This window comes from Azorhizobium sp. AG788 (genome assembly GCF_943371865.1).
Classification (GTDB): Bacteria; Pseudomonadota; Alphaproteobacteria; order Rhizobiales; family Xanthobacteraceae; genus Azorhizobium.
The window spans coordinates 87,521-107,595 of sequence record NZ_CALRWL010000011.1 but is presented as its reverse complement, the minus strand read 5'-3'; the positions used below and the strand labels follow the sequence as shown (position 1 = coordinate 107,595).

At 68.1% G+C, this 20,075-nt stretch carries 17 protein-coding genes; 6 read left to right on the top strand and 11 right to left on the bottom strand.

Going from position 1 to position 20,075, the window contains the following annotated elements; translation table 11 throughout:
* Positions 1-36 precede the first annotated feature (36 nt).
* The 5 genes from AAG816_RS09195 to AAG816_RS09175 all read right to left on the bottom strand — a co-directional run bounded on the left by AAG816_RS09195 (position 37) and on the right by AAG816_RS09175 (position 7,246).
* The gene (locus tag AAG816_RS09195) at positions 37-714 is read right to left on the bottom strand and encodes a methionine ABC transporter permease (RefSeq protein ID WP_341989304.1); all 678 of its coding nucleotides are present in this window, start codon (positions 712-714) and stop codon (positions 37-39) included.
* Complete coding sequence (locus AAG816_RS09190; protein ID WP_341989303.1) at positions 704-1,756, bottom strand: methionine ABC transporter ATP-binding protein; 1,053 nt, start codon at positions 1,754-1,756, stop codon at positions 704-706. The genes AAG816_RS09195 and AAG816_RS09190 overlap by 11 nt, the downstream gene beginning before the upstream one ends.
* A gap of 431 nt (positions 1,757-2,187) precedes the next feature.
* A complete protein-coding gene (locus AAG816_RS09185; RefSeq protein WP_341989302.1) occupies positions 2,188-5,325 on the bottom strand; it encodes an efflux RND transporter permease subunit in 3,138 nt (1,045 codons plus the stop codon).
* Positions 5,325-6,536, bottom strand: coding sequence for an efflux RND transporter periplasmic adaptor subunit (locus tag AAG816_RS09180; RefSeq protein ID WP_341989301.1), 1,212 nt, complete (start codon positions 6,534-6,536; stop codon positions 5,325-5,327). The genes AAG816_RS09185 and AAG816_RS09180 overlap by 1 nt, the downstream gene beginning before the upstream one ends.
* A 92-nt stretch (positions 6,537-6,628) precedes the next feature.
* Positions 6,629-7,246: a helix-turn-helix domain-containing protein gene (locus tag AAG816_RS09175; protein WP_341989300.1), complete on the bottom strand. Its 618-nt coding sequence runs from the start codon at positions 7,244-7,246 to the stop codon at positions 6,629-6,631.
* A gap of 228 nt (positions 7,247-7,474) precedes the next feature.
* On the opposite strand from AAG816_RS09175, the gene AAG816_RS09170 reads away from it, so the two are divergent.
* Both AAG816_RS09170 and AAG816_RS09165 read left to right on the top strand, forming a co-directional pair.
* On the top strand, positions 7,475-7,939 hold the full coding sequence (locus AAG816_RS09170) for a DUF3574 domain-containing protein (RefSeq protein ID WP_341989299.1): 465 nt from the start codon (positions 7,475-7,477) through the stop codon (positions 7,937-7,939).
* Between the two features lie 102 nt (positions 7,940-8,041).
* Complete coding sequence (locus AAG816_RS09165; protein ID WP_341989298.1) at positions 8,042-8,752, top strand: sulfate transporter family protein; 711 nt, start codon at positions 8,042-8,044, stop codon at positions 8,750-8,752.
* Between the two features lie 26 nt (positions 8,753-8,778).
* On the opposite strand, the gene nth is transcribed toward AAG816_RS09165, so the two are convergent.
* Positions 8,779-9,456: an endonuclease III gene (nth, locus tag AAG816_RS09160; protein WP_341989325.1), complete on the bottom strand. Its 678-nt coding sequence runs from the start codon at positions 9,454-9,456 to the stop codon at positions 8,779-8,781.
* Between the two features lie 333 nt (positions 9,457-9,789).
* Between nth and AAG816_RS09155 the strand changes: the two genes are divergently transcribed.
* The gene (locus AAG816_RS09155; RefSeq protein WP_341989297.1) at positions 9,790-10,311 is read left to right on the top strand and encodes a DUF2244 domain-containing protein; all 522 of its coding nucleotides are present in this window, start codon (positions 9,790-9,792) and stop codon (positions 10,309-10,311) included.
* Between the two features lie 216 nt (positions 10,312-10,527).
* Positions 10,528-11,418 (top strand): bifunctional helix-turn-helix domain-containing protein/methylated-DNA--[protein]-cysteine S-methyltransferase, encoded by an 891-nt coding sequence (locus AAG816_RS09150; protein WP_341989324.1) that lies wholly within the window; start codon positions 10,528-10,530, stop codon positions 11,416-11,418.
* A gap of 262 nt (positions 11,419-11,680) precedes the next feature.
* On the opposite strand, the gene AAG816_RS09145 is transcribed toward AAG816_RS09150, so the two are convergent.
* The 4 genes from AAG816_RS09145 to AAG816_RS09130 form a co-directional block, all read right to left on the bottom strand.
* Positions 11,681-12,700, bottom strand: coding sequence for an esterase-like activity of phytase family protein (locus AAG816_RS09145; RefSeq protein WP_341989296.1), 1,020 nt, complete (start codon positions 12,698-12,700; stop codon positions 11,681-11,683).
* Positions 12,700-14,595 carry a cobaltochelatase subunit CobT gene (cobT, locus tag AAG816_RS09140; RefSeq protein WP_341989295.1) on the bottom strand — a complete coding sequence of 632 codons (1,896 nt, stop codon included), beginning with the start codon at positions 14,593-14,595 and terminating at the stop codon, positions 12,700-12,702. The genes AAG816_RS09145 and cobT overlap by 1 nt, the downstream gene beginning before the upstream one ends.
* 107 nt (positions 14,596-14,702) lie before the next feature.
* Complete coding sequence (gene cobS / locus AAG816_RS09135; protein WP_341989294.1) at positions 14,703-15,686, bottom strand: cobaltochelatase subunit CobS; 984 nt, start codon at positions 15,684-15,686, stop codon at positions 14,703-14,705.
* A gap of 120 nt (positions 15,687-15,806) precedes the next feature.
* Complete coding sequence (locus AAG816_RS09130) at positions 15,807-16,409, bottom strand: J domain-containing protein (RefSeq protein WP_341989293.1); 603 nt, start codon at positions 16,407-16,409, stop codon at positions 15,807-15,809.
* A gap of 340 nt (positions 16,410-16,749) precedes the next feature.
* Here AAG816_RS09130 and AAG816_RS09125 point away from each other — a divergent pair, with 340 nt between their 5' ends.
* Both AAG816_RS09125 and chrA read left to right on the top strand, forming a co-directional pair.
* Positions 16,750-17,568: a sulfurtransferase/chromate resistance protein gene (locus tag AAG816_RS09125; protein WP_341989292.1), complete on the top strand. Its 819-nt coding sequence runs from the start codon at positions 16,750-16,752 to the stop codon at positions 17,566-17,568.
* Between the two features lie 11 nt (positions 17,569-17,579).
* A complete protein-coding gene (chrA, locus tag AAG816_RS09120; RefSeq protein ID WP_341989291.1) occupies positions 17,580-19,025 on the top strand; it encodes a chromate efflux transporter in 1,446 nt (481 codons plus the stop codon).
* A 2-nt stretch (positions 19,026-19,027) separates the two neighbouring features.
* Here the strand turns inward: chrA and AAG816_RS09115 are convergent, their stop codons facing one another.
* A complete protein-coding gene (locus AAG816_RS09115) occupies positions 19,028-19,987 on the bottom strand; it encodes a DMT family transporter (protein WP_341989290.1) in 960 nt (319 codons plus the stop codon).
* Positions 19,988-20,075 lie beyond the last annotated feature (88 nt).

Here is a 20,075-nt window from a genome sequence, read left to right as displayed (position 1 = left end):
TCCGTTGAACTGAAACGCTAAAGTAGGGATCGCGCTCTAACCGCGATTGCGCTTGTCGAGGCGACGGGCCAGCAGGTCGCCGATGCTCTGCACGCCCTGCACCAGGACGATGAGCACGATCACCACCGCCGCCATCACGTCGGGCATGAAGCGCTGATAGCCGAAGCGGATGCCGAGATCGCCCAGGCCGCCGCCGCCCACGGCGCCCACCATGGCCGAATAGCCCAGCAGGCTGACCACGGCGAGGGTGAGGGCCAGCGTGATGGCCGGCAGCGCCTCCGGCAGCAGCACCTTGCGCACGATCTGCAACGGGCTGGCGCCCATGGCGCGGGCAGCTTCCACCAGTCCCTGGTCCACCTCGCGGATTGCCGCCTCGATCAGCCGGGCAATGAAGGGCGCTGCCGCCACCGTGAGCGGCACGATGGCCGCATTGGTGCCGATGGAGGTGCCGGCGATGAGCCGGGTGAAGGGGATGATCGCCACCACCAGGATGATGAAGGGTGTCGAGCGGGCGGCATTCACCACCAGGCCGAGGATATGGTTCAGCCACGGCGCGGCGAACAATTCGCCCGAGCGGCTGGTGGCCAGGAACACGCCCAGCGGCAGGCCGATCAGCGTGCCGATGAAGCCGGCGATGGCCACCATATAGAGGGTCTGGCGGGTGGCCTCGATCAAAAGGTCGATGATGGCCGGGGACAGGAAGTCAGGAAACATAGCCGATCACCTCCGTGGCGAGCCCGAGGCGCTCGATGGCCGCCGTCACCGCGCCGAGGGTGGCGGCATCGCCGGGCAGCGAGACCACGATGACGCCGAACGGCTCGCCGGCAATGTCGTCCACCTGGGCCTGGATGATGTTGAGATCGATGGACAAGAGCCGCGACACCCGCGACAGCACCGGGTCGGTGGCATGGGCGCCGGTGAACACGATGCGCAGCACCGCCTGCCCGCCGGGTATGGGGGCCGCCTGGATGCGATCCGCCAGATGCGGCGGCAGGTTGGCGCCGGTGATGGCGGAGATGAAGGAGCGGGTGGTGGGATGCTGCGGCCGGGCGAACAGCTCGAAGGTGCGGCCCTCCTCGACGATGCGCCCGCCGTCCAGCACCGCCACCCGGTCGGCCACCGCCTTGATCACCGCCATCTCGTGGGTGATCAGCAGCACGGTGAGCTTCAGCTCCGCATTCACCTTGCGCAGCAAAGCCAGGATCTGGTTGGTGGTCTCGGGGTCCAGCGCCGACGTGGCCTCGTCCGAGAGCAGCACGCGGGGGCGGGTGGCCAGCGCGCGGGCGATGCCCACCCGCTGCTTCTGGCCGCCGGAGAGTTCGGCGGGGTAGCGGTCGCGCTTGTCGGCGAGGCCCACCAGATCCAGCAGCGGCTCGACCCGGGCCTTGATCTCGCGGGCGGAGACGCCGGCGATCTCCAGCGGCAGCGCCACATTCTGATAGGCGGTGCGCCGGGCCAGCAGATTGAAGTGCTGGAAGATCATGCCGATGGAGCGCCGCGCCTCGCGCAGGCCGGGCTCGGACAAAGCGGTGATGTCGGTGCCGTCCACCACCACCCGGCCCGAGGTGGGCGCCTCCAGGCCGTTGACCAGCCGGATCAAGGTGGACTTTCCGGCGCCGGAGCGGCCGATCACGCCGACGATGGCGGCTTCCGGCACCGTGAGGTTGACGTCGGTGAGCGCCGGCACGGCGGCGGTGCCGGCGCGGGAGGGATAGGTCTTTTCCACGCCTTCAAAGCGGATCACGGCGTTGGTCACGGCCTGATTGTCTCCTCCCGGCCCGGCAAGGGGGGCCGGCGGGTCAACAATAGAGAGAGGAGCGTTCACGTTCACCTCCGGTGTGACACCGGTCTGGCTGGCAACGCACGACGTTCGTCTGAGCGGACTCAACGTATGCCGTTGCGCATAGCGGGAAAAAAGGAAAAGGGCGGATGCGAGTGCGGGTTGCACGGCGGCCATGTCCCCGAAACGGGGCAGAGCATCAACAGGAGCAGCGGCACATCATGGGCATCACCCGGAGGTTGTCGGGCCTCGATGACAGGACATTCGTTCGGTTTGACGAACAAGTCAAGATCGATGCGGTGATAATTTGAAGGCCATCTCCATTCTGTGATTTCCCATACGAGCAACGGCGCGAAGGGCTGCCCCGCCGCGCCGTTGCTCGTAACCGGTCGTGCTTGCGTCAGGCCTTATTCGGCCGCGCGGGGCAGGTGGGGATGTTTCGCCTCCGGCGCATGCTCCCCCGGCTCGTCGGTGGCGCCGATGAAGCGGCCGAACAGCCGGCCGGACAGGCGGCCGAGATCGTCCATCACCGTGAACACCGCCGGCACGAACACCAGCGACAGCACGGTGGAGGCGATCAGCCCGCCGATGACCGCGATGGCCATGGGCGCGCGGAACGATCCGCCTTCGCCCAGGGCCAAAGCTGAGGGCACCATGCCCGCCGCCATGGCGATGGTGGTCATGACGATGGGCTGCGCCCGCTTGCGCCCGGCCTCCATCAGCGCGTCGAACCGGCTATGGCCATGGGCGATGGATTCGATGGCGAAATCCACCAAGAGGATGGCGTTCTTGGTCACGATGCCCATGAGCATCAGGAAGCCGATCACCACCGGCAGCGACACCGAATTGCCGGTGAGCAGCAAGGCGATGAAGGCGCCGCCGATGGACAGCGGCAGCGAGATCAGGATGGTGATGGGCTGCAACACGTCGTGGAACAGCAGGATCAGCACCGCCAGCACCAGCATCACCCCGGCGCCGATGGCCATGGCAAAGCCGGAGAACACCTCGCCCATGATCTCGGCGTCACCGGATTCCTTCAGCGTCACCCCGGCCGGCAGGTTGCGGGCGGCGGGCAGGGCCTTGACCTGCTCCAGCGCCACGCCCAGCGGGGTCGCGCCCACCAGATCCGCCTCCACCGCGATGCGGCGGGCGCGGTCATAGCGATCCAGCGCGGTCGGTCCCTTGCCGAAATGCACCTCGGCCACCGTGGTCAACGGCACCGCGACCCCCGAGGCCGTGGGCACTTTCAGGGCATCGAAGGTGGACAGATGGGTGCGGGCGCGTTCGTCCAATTGGACGCGGATGTCGATCTGCCGGTCCTTGGCGGAGAATTTGGCGAGGTTGGCGGCGACGTCGCCGATGGTGGCGATGCGCACCGTATCGGCGATGGTATCCACCGAGACCCCCAGTTCCGCCGCCTCATCCAGCTTCGGCACGATGCGGATCTCCGGGCGGTCCAGGGAGGCGCTGGACACCACATTGGACAGCACCGGCACGCGGTCGCGCACCTGCTTCTCCAGTTCCAGCGCGGCTTTTTCCACCGCCGCCCCGTCGCTGCCGGACAGGATCACGGTGAAGCCGCGCTGGGTGTTCTGCCCGTCCTGGCTCCAGGTGTAGCGAATGTCCGGGATCGCCTTCAGGGCGGGCGACATGCGGCTCTCGAACGCCTTCTGGCTTTCGGTGCGCTCATCCCGTGGCTTGAGATTGATGACGATGGTGGCCTTGCGCACCTCGCCGGCGATCATGGCAAGGCCGCCCTGGCCGCCGCCGCCGGCGGTGGCATAGACGCTGGCCACTTCCGGTTGCTCCCGCATGGTGCGGGTGATGCGGTCGGCGACCTGCTGGGTTTCCTCGATGGTGGCCCCCGGCGGCAGCTCGATGGACACCATGGAGCGCGAGATGTCGTTGGTGGGCAGGAAGCCGGACGGCAGCAGGGTGGAGAGGAAGATGGTGCCGGCGAACACGCCGAAGCCCATGAGGATGGTGATGAAGCGGTGCCGCACCGACCAGCCGAGGATGCCGATATAATGGCGCATGATGAAGCCGTCGCCGCTCTCGCGATGGCCGGTGTCGCGCAGGAAATAGGCCGCCAGCAGGGGGGTGATCAGCCGCGCCACGGCCAGGGAGAACAGCACCGCGATGGCCACCGTGATGCCGAACTGCTTGAAATACTGGCCCGCGATGCCGCCCATGAACGACACCGGCACGAACACCGCCGCGATGGTCAGCGTGGTGGCCACCACCGCCAGGCCGATCTCGTCCGCCGCCTCGATGGAGGCGCGATAGGGCGATTTGCCCTGCCGCATGTGGCGCACGATGTTCTCGATCTCCACGATGGCATCGTCCACCAGGATGCCGGTGACGAGGGTGATCGCCAGCAAGCTCACGGCATTGAGCGAGAAGCCCAGCGCATCCATGACCCAGAAGGTGGGCAGGATGGACAGCGGGATCGCCAGCGTGGTGATCAGCGTGGCGCGCCAGTCGCGCAGGAACAGGAACACCACGATCACCGCCAGGATCGCGCCTTCGATCAGCGTGTGCATGGCCGACTGATAGTCCGCTTTGGTGTAGCGCACCGTGGTGTCGATCATGGTGATGGAGACGTTGGGATAGGCAGCGAGCAGCTTCTGCACCTCCTCGGCGGTGCGGTCATAGACCACCACGTCGGAAAAGCCCTTGGCGCGATAGACGCCGAACGCCACCACCGGCTTGCCGTCCAGGCGGGCGAACACCCGCTGCTCGGTGGCGCCATCGCTGACCGTGCCCAGATCCTTCAGCCTCACATAGCGCCCGTTGGACAGGACGATGCGGGTGTCGGCCAAAGCCTCCACGGTGGCCGCCCCCGCCAGCGTGCGGATGGATTGCTCCTGGGTGCCCACCTGACCGCGGCCGCCGGAGACGTCCACATTGGTGGCGCGCAACTGGCGGCTGACTTCGGCGGCGGTAACGCCCATGGCCATCAGGCGTTCGGGATCGAGCGCCACCCGGATTTCCCGGTCCACGCCGCCCTCGCGCTTGACCTGCGCCACCCCGCGCACCCCCTGGAGGGTGCGGGCGATGGTGTCGTCCACGAACCAGGACAGTTCTTCCGGCGTCATGGTGGGGGAGGACACCGCATAGGTGACGATGGGCAGGCCCTCGATGTCCACCCGCTGGATCTGCGGCTCCTCGATGCTCTGGGGCAGCTCGGTGCGGATCTTGGTCACCGCGTCGCGGGTGTCGTTCACCGCCCGGTCCACCAGGGTTTCCAGATGGAATTCGATGGTGGTGACCGAGGTGCCCTCGGAGATGGACGAGGTGATGTGCTTCACGCCGGAGACGCCGGCCACCGCATTTTCCACCTTCTTGGTGACCTGGGTTTCCAGTTCGCTGGGCGCGGCGCCGGTCTGGGTCACCGTGACCATGACGATGGGCAGATCGATGTTCGGCATCTGCGTCACCGGCAGCGACCGGAAATGAAAGATGCCGAGCGCGGTGAGCACCACGAACAGGACCAGCGAGGGGATCGGCTTGCGGATCGCCCAGGCGGAGATATTGATGGCCATCAGCGCACCTCGCTCGCGGTCTTGGCCACCTCGACCGGGACCACGCGGTCGCCGTCGCGCAGGAAGCCGGCGGCGCGGGCCACCAACAGATCGTCGCCGGTGACGCCGCTGCGGATCTCGATGCGGCCATCGGCCTTGAGGCCGGTCTCCACCCGCTTCTCAGCCACCACGCCGTCCTTGACCACCAGCACATAGGCGCCGTCGGCGTCGAACATCACCGCCGCCTGAGGCACGGCGAGCCCGTCGCGCCGGTCCAGCTGGACGAGGCCGCGGGCGAAGGTGCCGGGTTTCAGCGCCCGGTCATAGGGCAGCGCGATCTTGGCCCGGCCGAGCCGGCTGGCTTTGTCCACTTCCGCCGAGATCAGGCGCACGGTGCCGGGCACCGGCTTGGCGAAGCCGGCGGGGGTGACGTCCACGCTTTGGCCCACCGCGATGCGCGGCAACGCCACCTCGGGAACTTCCGCATCCAGGTCCACGGCGCCGTCGCGGGCGATGCGGAACAGCGGCTCGCTGCGGGTGGACAAGACGATGGAGCCGATGCGGGCGTCACGGGCCAGCACGATGCCATTGTCGGGCGCGCGCACCTCGGTGCGCTGGAGCTTGAGATCCAGCTCGGAGCGCTGCGCCTGCACCAGCACGGCATCGGCTTCCGCCGCATTCAGGGTTTCGCGGGCGGCGGCCACCTGGGCGCTGGCCACTTTCACCGCGCGCTCGCGCTCATCCAGGGTTTCCTGGGAGGCGACGCCGGTCTTGCGCAGCTGGCGGGTGCGCTCCACCGCCGAGGTGGCTTCCGCCTCCTGCGCCAGCATCTGGTCGAGGGAGGCCTTCTGCTGGGCGATGGTCGCCTTGGCCTTGGCGGCATTGGCGGTGTTCTGGGCCATCTGGGTATCCAGCACCTCCCGCGACAGGCGGGCGAGGATCTGGCCCTTCTTCACCGTGTCGCCCACTTCGGCGAAAATTTCGATCAGGCGATAGCCCTCGATTTCCGGGCCCACCTGGATTTCCTCGCGCGGCAGCAGCGAGCCGGTGACCAGCAGCGTCTCAATCAGGTCCTGGGTCTGCGGGCGGACCACGCTGACGGTGAGGCCCTTGGCGTCGGGCGCGGCGGCGGCCACGGGGCCGGCCAGGCCCAACGCCACGCTCAGCGTCAGGACGAAGCAGGCGCTGCGCAGGCGCTGGCCGATGAATGCGGGCGCCGAGGGGCGTACCATGGTTGCCTCTTGTGACCTTGGGGAATCTTGGCGCGCAAGCTGGAGCGCGACAGCGGCGAAATCAGGACCGGACAGATGCTGCCTCATGGGTCTCATGTGCTCTTTGCCGCGGGGGCGATCATGCGAGTGATCAGCCGCCCGATGGCGGGAAGACGGGCCGGCACGTCCCACGCCGGATGGATCTGATGGTTCAGCAGGATGCCGTCGCCAATGGAGGTGAGGAGGATCAGGAGGTCATCGAGATCGATGGCGGTGTCGATTTCTCCGGCATCGCGGGCGCGGATCAGCATGTCCTTCAGCATGACCGAGGTTTCTTCCTCGAACGGCCCGAGCATCTCCTGAAGCTTCGGATTGCGGGCGCTCTCCGCCATGATTTCGGGGCCGAGCTTGGCGCAACTGGCTTGGTCCTCGCCCATCATCTCGGCCACGCAGGAGATCAGGCCCTCGATCATGCTGGGCGCATTGGCGACACTGTCGAAGATCCGCGCCCGCTCCAGGCGTTCCACCTCAATAATGGCAGCGATGATGGATTCCTTGGAGGGAAAATAGCGATAGAGCGCGCCGGGGCTCATCTGGGCCTCGGTGCAGATCTTCTGCATGGAGGTGCCGTGAAACCCGTCGCGGGCAAAACAATGCGCGGCCGCCGCCAGGATGCGATGGCGCTGCTCGGCCCGGTGATCGGCAGGAATGCTGGTTTCGGCGGCAGCCAATGAACAATCTCCCGGCGTCTGCCGTAAGGTGCGAATGAACGTTCGCTCTCATAAGGTGGTGCTGGGCCCAGATCAAGAGCGAATGTTCATTCGCAGCATCGTCGGTCGCCTGGACGCGTGCGCGGTCCCGTCCATTTCAGGACCGAAGCCGTGCATGGCGGGGCAATAGCCGCGCGCCGCGCCGCCAGCTTTGGTACAAGGCAGTGCATTCTGCCGGAGGGACACCCGATGACCGCGCGCCGCCACCTCGTTCCGCTGCTTCTGGCGACGCTCACGCTGCCGCTGGCGTCGGCTTTGCCCGCCGGTGCCCAGACCGCGCCGGCGACCCCCATCCCCGGCTGGCAGGCGACGCCCTGGGCGGACAGCGTGATGATCCAGACCCAATTGTTCTTCAGCCTCGCCACCGGCGACGGCAAGGGCGTGAGCGAGCAGCAGTTCGCCCAATTCCTGGAAGAGGTGGTGCGCCCGCGCTTCTCCGACGGCATGACGGTTCTCGATGCCTATGGCCAGGGCAAGGGCACCAATGTGGACCCGGTGGCGATGCTGCATGCGGGCACCAAGATGCTGATCCTGGTGCACCCCAACACTCCCGATGCCCAGTCGAAGCTCGGGGAGATCAAGGCCCAGTTTCGCACCCGCTTCGGGGGAACCAATGTGTTCCATCTGGACTTTCCCGTCCGCATCGGGGGCTGAGAGGCCCGCGCCCTTGAGCGCGGGCGGGGCACGCCCCACCTGATGCGTCGCCACCCGATGCGTCCTGGGCCGAATATTCCGTATCCGGCCCGCTGAAATGGAATGACCATGATCTCTGCCGCGCTGACCGCTTTCGGACAGGTGTTCTCGCCACTGCTGCGCGGGGTGCTGCTCAAGTCCGTCGCCCTGGCCATCGCCTTGCTGGTGGTGATGGCCATCGCCCTCAATGCCGCGCTTCAGCATATGGCGACGCTGCCCTATCACTGGCTGGACACGCTGGTGTCCATCGTGGTGGGGCTCGGCTTCGTGTTCGGCGCGCTTTATCTGACGCCTGTGGCCTCCTCCGTGGTGGCGGGGCTGTTTCTCGATGACGTGGCCGAGAAGGTGGAGCGCACCAGCTATCCCGGCGATCCGGTGGGCACCGCCCAGCCGGTGGTGCGCTCAATCCTTTATTCGCTGCGCTTCTTCGCCATCGTGCTGGCGGTCAATCTGGGCGCGCTGATGCTGCTGCTGGTGCCCGGCGTGAATGTGGTGATCTTCTTCCTCGCCAACGGCTATCTGCTGGGGCGGGAATATTTCGAATTGGCAGCCATGCGCTACAACTCGCCCGAGGAGGCGCGGGCGCTGCGGCAGGCCAATGCGGTGACGGTGTTCCTCGCCGGCCTGCTGATCGCGCCGCTCCTGCTGGTGCCGGTGCTCAATCTCATCACGCCGGTGTTCGGCACCGCCTTCATGGTGCACCTGCACAAGCGCTTGGCATCCAAGGCTGGCCCTCGCTTGCTGGAGACGGAGCCTGCCCGTCTGTCCCGATAAACGGGAGAGCGGATGTTGTGGGGGGCCTAAAGCGGCTTGTCGGTCCAGCGGCACAGGTCGTTGATGGGGCAGATGGGGCAGTCCGGCGCGCGGGCCTTGCAGATGTAGCGCCCGTGCAGGATCAGCCAGTGGTGGGCGTGCAGCTTGAAGCGCGCCGGCACCCGGGCCTCCAGCGCCAGTTCCACCTCCAGCGGCGTGGCCCCCGGCGCCATGCCGGTGCGGTTGGCGACCCGGAACAGATGGGTGTCCACCGCGATGGTGGGCAGGCCGAAAGCGATGTTCAGCACCACATTGGCGGTCTTGCGGCCGACGCCGGGCAGCGCTTCCAGCGCCTCCCGGTCCGCCGGCACCACGCCGCCATGGTTGGCGAGCAGCAGCCGGGAGAGTTCCACCACATTCTTCGCCTTGCCGCGGAACAGGCCGAGGGTGCGGATGTGCTCCGCCACACCCTCTTCCCCCAGCGCCACCATGCCGGCGGGTGTGGGCGCGGCGGCGAACAGGCCGCGGGTGGCCTTGTTGACCCCCACGTCGGTGGCCTGGGCGGAGAGCACCACCGCCACCAGCAAGGTGAAGGCGTCGGTGTAATCCAGCTCGCCCTTGGGCTCGGGATTGAGCGCCTCGAAGCGGCGGAACGCTTCGGTGATCTCCGCGTCCGTCCAGGCGGTGACGGTGCGCCCATGCACGGCGGCAGCCGCATTGGCCACGGCGCGCCGCTTGGGGGCGGCGGCTTTGCCGACCGTCCGGCCTTCCGGCGCCACGAGGCCTGAGCGCTGCGGGGCGGGCGCCTTGCGCGGCTTGGCCGTGGCGTTCACGGGTTTGGACTGGGCCGGCTTTGAGGCGGCACGTGTCGATCGGGCAGGCTGCGATGGGGCAGGTGTGACGACGACCTTGCTGACCGATGCCTTGGTCGCGGCGGCGACCTTGCGTCCCGCGGCGACGACCTTCGCCCCGGCCCCGGTGCGGGGCGCGGCGGCGGCATCGGGGGGCGGCATGTTGCCTGTCGTCTTTCGCGCCATTTTATCCCTATACTTGGCCCCATGACCGACGCCAACGACCCGCCCGTCGTTCCGGACGAGGAACCCACCGTTTTCGCGGCCACCCTGGCGCCGCACCGATCACTGTCGCAGCGGGGCTTCCTGCTGGTGATGCTCATTGTGGGCGGCATCAGCTTCGCCTCCGGCGTGGTGTTCCTGGCCATGGGCGCCTGGCCGGTGTTCGGCTTTTTCGGCCTCGACGTGCTGCTGATCTATTGGGCCTTCCGCGCCAATTACCGTGCCGCCGACGCCCGCGAATATATTCGCATCACCCCGACCCTGGTGGAGGTGCGCCATGTGCCGGTGCGCGGCCGCCCGTGGGAGGCGCGGATGAACCCGTTCTGGACCCGGGTGAAGCGCCACGACGACGAGGACCACGGCACGCTGGAACTGTCGCTGGAATCCCAGGGCAAGTCGGTGCCGGTGGGCCTGTTTCTCGGGCCGGTGCAGAAGGGCGAACTGGGCGACGACCTCAGCGCCGCCTTGAGCGAAGTGAAGCGCGGCGTCACCCGCACGGTGTTCTGAGCGCACCTACCGATGTAAAGCCGCGTGGTGGGACACTCCGGCGAAATCGGGTGGTCGCGGAAGCGGGAGGGTGATGGGATGGCGCAGACTGCTGCAAAAGGACATACGCCCGTGCTCGTCCAGGATCCCCGCCAAGCGTCGCTCGCTCTCCAAGCGCCCCAGGAGCCGACCCGGCCGGATCTGGCCAAAGCGGATCTGGCCCGCACGCTGGCCGGTGTGCTCCCCGGCACGCTGGCCGGGCCGATCGCCCAGCTGGAGATTGGCGCCGCCGATTATGACGTGGTGCGGCGGGCGGTGGCCTATGTGACCACCCACATGCGCGCCCAGCCCGAGGTGGAGGCCATCGCCCTGGCCGCCGGCGTCACGCCCCGGGCGCTCACCGATCTGTTCCGCCGCTGGTGCGGCCTCACCCCCAAGGGTTTCTTGCAGGCGGTGACGCTGGATCGCGCCCGGCAGGTGCTGGCGGATTGTCCCAATGTGCTGGATGCGGCGCTGGAGCTGGGCCTGTCCGGCCCCGGCCGCCTGCACGATCTGTTTGTGGTGCATGAGGCCATGTCGCCGGGGGAATGGAAGACCGGCGGCGCCGGGCTGGTGATCCGCTTCGGACTGCATCCCTCGCCGTTCGGCGTGGCGCTGGCCATGTCCACCGCCCGCGGCCTGTGCGGGCTGGCGTTCGCCGATCCCGGCGAGGAGGAGGCCGCGCTGCTGGACATGCGCCGCCGCTGGCCGCACGCCACTTATGTGGAAGACCCCGAAGCCACCGCGCCGCTGGTGGCGCAGATCTTCCATTCCCAGGCCCGCTGCGAGGCGCAGCCGCTGCGCATCGTGTTCATCGGCACCGACTTTGAAATCAGCGTCTGGGAGACGCTGCTGCGCATCCCCATGGGCCGGGCCACCACTTATTCCTCCATCGCCGGCCATGTGGGGCGGCCCAAGGCGGCTCGCGCCGTGGGCGCGGCGGTGGGCAAGAACCCCATTTCCTTCGTGGTGCCGTGCCATCGGGTATTGGGCAAGAATGGCGATCTCACCGGCTATCACTGGGGCCTGACCCGCAAGCGCGCCATACTGGGCTGGGAAGCGGGCAAGCTGGCGCCGGAGGCGGGGTGAGGACGGCAAGGGCAGATCGACGCTTAAGGCCGGTCAGACATGCCAAAGACTGCCGTCATCCCCGGACTTGATCCGGGGATCCACGCGGCGCCGCTTGGTCAAGCCCCAAGAAGGTCCGCGCCAACGGCGGGGCATGGATGGCCGGGGCAAGCCCGGCCATGACGACCGGTGAGGTGCCGGTTCAGTGGCCCGGCGGCATCACGCGGCAGAGCGAGTGAACGTCGCGCGCCATGATGCCCCTCGTGGGGAGAAACGTTGAGGTCTAATCCACCACCGCGAAGCGCAGCAGGATGGTGCGCTGGAGCGGGTTGAAATTGTCGTCGGAGATCACTGTCAGCAAGGTCTCCCCGGCGGCGTTCCGGGTCACCGCCAGCCCCTCCATATTGTCCACCTCATAGGCCATGTTGGCGGTGAACAGGATGTCGCCGTCCAGACGCGCGCCGGGCTTCACGTCGGCGAGGCGCATGCGGCGGATCTGCATCGACACGCCGGTGGTGACCGCATAGTGCCGCTCCAGCAGGAACAGTTCGCCGTCCGGGCCCAGGGCCACATCGGTGGCATCGAACAGGCCGCTCTTGGCGATGGTGAACAGCCCCGGCGTGCGGCCGCCAATGATGAAGCCGGGCAGATCCGACGGCGCTGTCGCGCCCTCCTCGCCGATGCCGATCAGCGCGCCGGCCAGCGGGCCGGCGGGCACATGGACCAGGCTCTCCAGGCCGGTGTTGCGGCGCAGGGCCTTCACCTCCGGCGGCACCGCGACGCGCCGCCCGGGCTTTCCCAAGGGATCGGGCGCCGGGTACAGCCAGATTTCATTGACCGTTTCCAGGCCGATATAGATGCCCTCGGGGGCGATGGCGATGGATTCGCTGTCCTCCCGCCCCTGGGCGGCGAGCAACTGGCCGGTATCGTCCCGCAGCGCCGCCGCCATCATGCCCGACAGGCCCACGGGCCGGTCGCCGTCGGTCTCCAGCGTGCCGCGCAGCAGCACGCTGGCGTCGGTCACCGCCAGGAACGTGCGTCCGGTTGCATCCAGGGTGAAAGCGGAGAGGCCGCCGAAGCCGGAAAAAGGCGAGGTCAGCAGCAGGCCGCCGCGAAACTCGAGATGGCCGAAGCGGGTGTCGTCGGCGCCGACACGGAAGCGGGCGATGGGCGTGGCCCGCACCTCCACCGCCACCGGCTCCAGCGGCAGGTCGCGCGGCTTGGAAAAGGCGCGATGCGCCACCAACGCGCCGCCGCCCGCCACCAAACCGGCCAGCAGCGAACGGCGCGTCAGCAGGCGCATCAGTGCAGCCGGCGTCCGCGCGGGGCGGGGGCGGGCTTGTCCTCGAACAGTTCCGCCAGCTTCTCGGTCATGGCACCGCCCAGCTCCTCGGCGTCCACGATGGTCACGGCGCGCTTGTAATAGCGGGTGACGTCATGGCCGATGCCGATGGCGATCAGTTCCACCGGCGAGCGGTCCTCGATCTGCGAGATGATGTGGCGCAGGTGACGCTCCAGATAATTGCCGGCATTCACCGACAAAGTGGAATCGTCCACCGGCGCGCCGTCGGAGATCATCATCAGGATCTTGCGCGCTTCGGGCCGGGCCAGCAGGCGCTTGTGCGCCCAATCCAGCGCCTCGCCGTCGATATTCTCCTTCAGCAGCCCCTCGCGCATCATCAGCCCGAGATTGCGCCGGGAGCGCCGCCACGGGGCGTCGGCGGACTTGTAGACGATGTGGCGCAGATCATTCAGGCGGCCAGGATTGGCCGGCTTGCCGGCGGCGAGCCAGGATTCGCGCGATTGCCCGCCCTTCCAGGCGCGGGTGGTGAAGCCCAGCACTTCCACCTTCACCGCGCAGCGCTCCAGCGTGCGGGCGAGAATGTCGGCGCAGGTGGCGGCCACCGTGATCGGGCGTCCGCGCATGGAGCCGGAATTGTCGATCAGCAGCGTCACCACGGTGTCGCGGAAATCGGTGTCGCGCTCGCGCTTGAAGGAGAGCGCCTGCATGGGATCGGTGACCACGCGGGACAGGCGCGCTGGATCAAGCACGCCTTCTTCCAGGTCGAATTCCCAGGCGCGGTTCTGCTGCGCCAGCAGGCGGCGCTGCAAGCGGTTGGCGAGGCGCGCCACCACGCCCTGGAGGTTGCTCAGCTGCTTGTCCAGATAGGAGCGCAGCCGGGTCAGTTCCTCGGTGTCGCACAATTCCTCGGCGAGGGTCTCCTCGTCGAACTTGGTGGTGAAGGCGTGATATTCCGGGCCGCGATGATCGTGCGCCTGCGGGTTGCGCGGTTGCCAGGGCTCGGAGGCTTCCTCGCTGTCGCCCATGTCGGCGTCGTCGGGCATCTCGGCCGGCGGGCCGGCTTCGCTCTCCACCGCGCTGTCGGGCAATTCGTCCTGGGCCATCTCGGCTTCCACCTCGGTGGCGCTCTGCTGGCTCTCGTCCTCGGAGGTTTGGCCTTCCTCGCCGCCCTGCTCGTCGCGGGTGGAGGAATTCTCGTCGCCCTCGTTCTCCTCGTCGCTTTCCAGGCCGCTTTCCTCGCCCATCTCCAGGGAGGAGAGCAGGTCGCGGGTCAGCTCGCCGAACTTCTTCTGGTCGTCCAGCGTGTCGGCGAGGCGGTCGAGCTGGGTCTCGGCCCGGCTCTCGATATAGTCGCGCCACAGCTCCACGAGCTTGCGGGCGGCGGCGGGCGGCGCCTGTCCGGTGAGGCGCTCGCGCACCATGAGGGCGACGGCCTCCTCGATGGGGGCCTCGGCGCGCTCGGTGATGTCCGCATAGGGGCCGCGATGGTAGCGGTCGGTGAGCATGGCGGTGAGATTGCGCTGGGTACCCAGCATGCGGTTGCCGCCCAGCGCCTCCACCCGCGCCTGCTCCACCGCCTCGAACACCGCCCGCGCGGTATCGCCGGTGGGCAGCATGCGGCGGTGGACCTTGGGGTCGTGGCAGGCGAGGCGCAGCGCCAGCGAATCCGCGTGGCCGCGCACGATGGCGGCGTCCTGCGGGGTGAAGCGGCGCGGCGGCTCGGGCAGGCGCACCCGGTCCGGACCCAAAGACGGGCGCTCGGACGCGAAGGTCACCTCGAACTCGCCCACCCCGGCGATCGCCTTGAAGCAACTGGCCACCGCCCGCTTGAACGGTTCGGCGGGGGCTTCCTTGGGGGCGGTCTTGACGGTCTTGTTGGTCGGGGGAGGAGCCATGGCTTCAGCCTGTCAGAGACGCGAGGGCACCGGGGGATGGCGCCGGTGGAGGGCGCCGGTCCGGTGCGTGCGGAGCGGCCCTCTCCCCGGGGGAGAGGGCGGCCCGATCAGGAGAGCGCGACGTTCACCGAGCTTTCAGTCAGTTCCTGGCCGAAGCAGCGCTGGTAGAATTCCGCCACCAGCGGGCGCTCCAACTCGTCGCACTTGTTCAGGAATGTCACGCGCAGGGCGAAGCCGAGGTCCTTGAAGATCTCGGCGTTTTCCGCCCAGGTGATGACCGTGCGCGGGCTCATGACCGTGGACAGATCGCCATTGATGAAGGCGCTGCGGGTCAGGTCGGCGAGGCGCACCATGCGGCCCACCGTGTCGCGGCCCGGCGCGTTCTGATAGTGCTTCGCCTTGGCGAGCACGATCTCCACTTCCTTGTCATGGGCGAGATAATTCAGGGTGGTGACGATGGACCAGCGGTCCATCTGGCCCTGATTGATCTGCTGGGTGCCGTGATAGAGGCCGGTGGTGTCGCCCAGGCCCACGGTGTTCGCGGTGGCGAACAGGCGGAACGAGGGGTGCGGGCGGATCACCCGGTTCTGGTCCAGCAGCGTCAGGCGGCCGGAGACTTCCAGCACGCGCTGGATCACGAACATGACGTCCGGGCGGCCGGCATCATATTCGTCGAACACGATGGCGACGTTGTTCTGCAGCGCCCAGGGCAGGATGCCGTCACGGAACTCGGTCACCTGCATGCCGTCGCGCACCACGATGGCATCCTTGCCGATCAGGTCGATGCGCGAGATGTGGCTGTCGAGATTGACCCGCACCAGCGGCCAGTTGAGCCGGGCCGCCACCTGCTCGATATGGGTGGACTTGCCGGTTCCATGGTATCCCGTGACCATGACGCGCCGATTGTGCGCGAAACCGGCGAGGATGGCCAAAGTGGTGGGACGGTCGAACAGATAGTCGGGATCGAGATCGGGAACATGGCTGTCGGGCTCGGAAAAAGCCGGGACTTCCATGTCGATGTCGATGCCAAACACCTGCCGCACCGAAACCTTCATGTCGGGGGTAGGTGCCGTGGTCTCGGTGCTCATCATGCCTCCGTATGCGCGGGCCACCGCGCTCAAGTCTGCCGAATATCGATCCGCGGCCACCTTAAAGGTTTTCCGCGCGTGCAAAAACCGCCATGACGCCGCGCCGGACGAGGCGCGCCGCCCCTAGCAGAAACCGGCCTGTTTCAGGCAATTGTACGCCTGGATGACGTTGCGCAGCCGCTCCTCCGCGGAGCGGTCGCCGCCATTGGCGTCGGGATGGTGCAGCTTCACCAGTTCCTTGAACCGGGTCTTGATCTCCGCCCCCTCGGCGGACATCTCCAGGCCCATCAGCTCCAGGGCCTGACGCTCGGCGGTGCGGATGGTGCGGCCTTCCGGCTGGCGCGGCTCGAAGCCTGAGGCATGAGCGCCCATATCGGCGGTAAATCCGAACGGATCGCGAAAACCGTCCGCGGGACCCTCAGCGCCCTTGCCGCCGCGCACGCCCATGCGCCACGTGGGCCGGTGACCGGTCAGGGCGTCCTTCTGGTAGGCGGAGACGGCGGAATCGTTCATGCCCGCGAAATAATTGTAGGAGCTGTTGTACTCCTTCACGTGATCGATGCAGTAGAGCCAATACTCACCCTCTGCCATCCGGCCCTTGGGCGCGCGATGGGTTCCGGGCTGCTTGCAGCCGGCCCACTGGCAGGTGGGGCAGGTGGGTTTCCGCAACCGATCCTCGGCGGGCTTCACCCGGATCCGGTCGAAGAAGGGGGAGTCGATCTTCATAGCCAACAGAGTATGCGGGCCGCGCCACCGCGCGGCAAGGCAAGGGAGAGGAAATCGGGCGGGAAGACGATGCCCATCGGAAGCCTGGGCGCGACCTCACATATACGTCGCGGACCCTCTGATGCAAGATACGCCCGCCACCCGCCGGGGGATCACCATGGGGTGAATGGGCTGGTGCAGGCCTTGCGCGGGCAACGCTGCGCGGCAGGCTTGCGAGGGACCATGCGCTGCCGCTAGAGTGGTGCCCAAGGGGTTATTCGCGATTACCCCGTGAGGCGGCAGCCTGAAGATCGCGTCCTGGCCTCCCCATGGGAGCCACCCGTATGAGGGATGGACGCATATGCCGTCGAACACCGAAATCACCGTGACCCAATTGTCCCGCCTGATCGGCTTGCCCACCGCGCCGGCACTCATCGACGTGCGCACGGCGGAGGATTTTGCCGCCGATCCGCGCCGCATTCCTGCCGCCCGGCGGCGGGATGCCGCCACGCTGGCGGATTGGGCGGCGGCCTATGCCGGGCGCGATGTGGTGGTGGTCTGCCAGAAGGGGTTGAAGATCAGCCAGGGCGTCGCCGCTTGGCTGCGGCTGGAGGGCGTCCGCGCCGAAACCCTGGACGGGGGATTTGAGGCCTGGCGTGCCGCCGGCGGGATGCTGGTAAATACCGGCGCGGTGCCGGCGCCGGACAGCACTGGCCATACCCTGTGGGTCACGCGCGCCCGTCCGAAGGTGGACCGCATCGCCTGTCCGTGGCTGGTGCGGCGCTTTGTCGATCCCGGCGCCCGGGTGCTGTTTGTTGCTCCCGCCGAGGTGCCGGCAGTGGCCGAACGGTTTGGTGCCACCCCCTTTGATATCGACGGTGTGCCGTTCAGCCATCACGACGAGCGCTGCACCTTCGACACCATGCTGGAGGTGTTCGGCCTGGACAGTCCGGCGCTGGCGCGCCTCGCCCTGATCGTGCGGGCGGCGGACACCGATCGCCTGGATCTAGTGCCGCAGGCCGCCGGGTTTCTGGCGGCGGCGCTGGGATTGTCACGCATGTATCGGGACGATCTGGAGCAATTGGAGGCCGGCTTGCTGCTCTATGACGCCTTCTATCGCTGGTGCCGGGATGCGGTGGACGAGACCCATACCTGGGTCGGCGCACCGGCCCAGGCCTGAGGAGCATCGCCATGTCCGCGCCCCGCTCCGGCCCCGCCATCGCGGTCTTGCCCGACCCCGCCGACGTGCCACGCACAGATGCGGCAAGCCCCGCCCATCCCCCCGCCAAGCCCACCTTCGGGGACGCCGCCAAGGTGTGGGCGCGCATCGGCCTGCTGAGCTTCGGCGGGCCGGCGGGGCAGATCGCCCTGATGCACAAGGAACTGGTGGAGGAGCGCCGCTGGATCGGCGAGCAGCGGTTCCTGCATGCGCTCAATTACTGCATGCTGTTGCCCGGCCCCGAGGCGCAGCAACTGGCCACTTACATCGGCTGGCTGCTCCACCGCACCGCCGGCGGGCTGGTGGCCGGGGGGCTGTTCGTGCTGCCCGGCGCTATGGTGATGCTGGCCCTGAGCACGCTCTATGTGCTGTTTCACGACGTGCCGCTGGTGCATGCGCTGTTCTTCGGCGTGAAGGCGGCGGTGCTGGCGGTGGTGGTGCAGGCCTTATTGCGCATCAGCCGCCGGGCGCTCACCAACCGGATGCAGATGGGGCTCGCCGGGGCGGCGTTCCTGGCCATCTATGGGGCGCAGGTGCCGTTTCCGCTGATCATCCTGGCGGCGGGGCTGGTGGGGTGGATTGGCAGCACCCGCGCGCCGCATCTGTTCGGTGGGGCCGGCCATGGCGGCGGCGGTGGGGCCGATGCGGTCGGCGTGGTGGACATGATGTTCGCGCGCGGCGAGATGCCCCATGCGGAGCCGTCGCTGGGGCGGGCGCTGCGGGTGCTGGCGGTGTGGCTGCCGCTGTGGCTGGGGCCGGTGGCGCTGCTGTGGGCGCTGACCGGCTCCACCAGCGTGTGGACCCAGATCGGCAGCTTCTTCAGCACCATGGCGGTGGTCACCTTTGGCGGCGCCTATGCGGTGCTGGCCTATGTGGCCCAGGCGGCGGTGGAAACCTTCGGCTGGCTGAAGCCGGCGGAGATGGTGGATGGGCTAGGACTGGCGGAGACCACGCCGGGGCCGCTGATCCTGGTGCTGCAATTCGTCGGCTTCCTGGCGGCCTTCCGATCGCCGGGGGCGCTGCCGCCGCTGGTGGCGGGGGGGCTTGGTGCTTTGCTCACCTTATGGGTGACGTTCGCCCCCTGCTTCCTGTGGATCTTCCTCGGCGGGCCTTATGTGGAGGCGCTGCGCGGCAACAAGGCGCTCTCGGCGGCGCTCAGCGCCATCACCGCGGCGGTGGTGGGGGTGATCCTCAATCTGGCGTTGTGGTTTGCGCTGCATGTGGTGTTCCGGCAGGTGGCGAGCCTGGAGGTGCTCGGCCTCTCGCCCGATGTGCCGGTGCTCTCGTCCCTGGATTGGCGCGCCGCCGTGCTGGCGCTGGCGGCGCTGGTGGCCATGCTGCGGTTCAAGGCCGGCATGCTGCCGACGCTGGCAGCCTGCGCGGTGGCGGGCGTCGCGGTGTCTTATTTGCCGGGCTGAGGTCAGGCGCCCGGTGGAGGGGGCGGGGCCTTGGCGCCGGAATTGGAGATGGCAAGGCCGCACAGGATCGCCACCGCGCCCACCACCTGGAACGGGGCCAGCGGCTCGCCCAGCAGCGTCACCGACAGCACCAGCGCCGCCACCGGCGACAGATAGAGGAACGGCCCCGACCGGGCCGCGCCCAGCCGCGAGGCGCCATAGATCCACAGCAGGTTGCCCAGCAGGGTCGGGCCGATGGCGATGTAGAGGACCACCAGGGTGGTCTGATGCGACTGCGCGCCGGTCAGCACCGGATCGGTGGCCCCGGACAGCAGGAACAGCGCATAGACCGGGGCGATGATGCTGATCATTCCGGTCCAGGCGGTCATCGCGGTGGCGGTCAGCGCGGACAGGCCCAAAGGCTTGGCCCCGAGCAACATGGTGTACCAGGCGAACACGATGGCCGCGAGCAGCGACCACAGGTTGCCGATGCGCAATTCCATGCCGGCCAGACTGGCCAGCGAACCCTTCAGCACGATGATCAGCACGCCCACCAAGGCCAAGGCGATGCCGATCTGCTGCCGCCGCCCCACCATGGGCGCCCCGGCCAGGGTCGCCATCAGCACCACCCAGATCGGGGTGGTGGAGGTGAGCAGGCCCACCTCCAAGGCGAGGCTGTAATAGGCGCCGGCATAGAGGAACACCGAGAACAGGCCGATGCCGGAAATGCCCAGCGCGAACAGGCGCGGAAGGCGCGGGCGGACCTGCGGCCATTCGCGGATCAGGCCGGGCAGGGCGATGGGCGTGAGCAGGCCGAGCGCCAGCAGCCAGCGCCAGAAGATCAGCGAGGGCAGGGGCAGCGCATTGTGCAGGGAGCGGGCGGCCACATGGTTGCTGCCCCACAGCAAAGCGGTGACCGCCAAGGCGGCGGCCGCCACCAGGGCCGCATGGCGCCCGCGGCTTGGCCCGGACGGGGCCGTCATCGACATAGGGTCATGCGCGCTGCCCTTCGCGGCCTTGGCGTGTGGCCGGAGCGGTTCTTGATGTCACCGGGCCGAGCGCTCGGTCACA

Coding starts and splice junctions, on each gene's coding strand:
- AAG816_RS09195 (WP_341989304.1), bottom strand. CDS start 714: ATGTTTCCTGACTTCCTGTCCCCGGCCATCATCGACCTTTTGATCGAG.
- AAG816_RS09185 (WP_341989302.1), bottom strand. CDS start 5,325: ATGGCCATCAATATCTCCGCCTGGGCGATCCGCAAGCCGATCCCCTCG.
- AAG816_RS09180 (WP_341989301.1), bottom strand. CDS start 6,536: ATGGTACGCCCCTCGGCGCCCGCATTCATCGGCCAGCGCCTGCGCAGC.
- AAG816_RS09170 (WP_341989299.1), top strand. CDS start 7,475: ATGACCGCGCGCCGCCACCTCGTTCCGCTGCTTCTGGCGACGCTCACG.
- AAG816_RS09165 (WP_341989298.1), top strand. CDS start 8,042: ATGACCATGATCTCTGCCGCGCTGACCGCTTTCGGACAGGTGTTCTCG.
- AAG816_RS09155 (WP_341989297.1), top strand. CDS start 9,790: ATGACCGACGCCAACGACCCGCCCGTCGTTCCGGACGAGGAACCCACC.
- AAG816_RS09145 (WP_341989296.1), bottom strand. CDS start 12,700: ATGCGCCTGCTGACGCGCCGTTCGCTGCTGGCCGGTTTGGTGGCGGGC.
- cobT (WP_341989295.1), bottom strand. CDS start 14,595: ATGGCTCCTCCCCCGACCAACAAGACCGTCAAGACCGCCCCCAAGGAA.
- cobS (WP_341989294.1), bottom strand. CDS start 15,686: ATGATGAGCACCGAGACCACGGCACCTACCCCCGACATGAAGGTTTCG.
- AAG816_RS09130 (WP_341989293.1), bottom strand. CDS start 16,409: ATGAAGATCGACTCCCCCTTCTTCGACCGGATCCGGGTGAAGCCCGCC.
- AAG816_RS09125 (WP_341989292.1), top strand. CDS start 16,750: ATGCCGTCGAACACCGAAATCACCGTGACCCAATTGTCCCGCCTGATC.
- chrA (WP_341989291.1), top strand. CDS start 17,580: ATGTCCGCGCCCCGCTCCGGCCCCGCCATCGCGGTCTTGCCCGACCCC.
- AAG816_RS09115 (WP_341989290.1), bottom strand. CDS start 19,987: ATGACGGCCCCGTCCGGGCCAAGCCGCGGGCGCCATGCGGCCCTGGTG.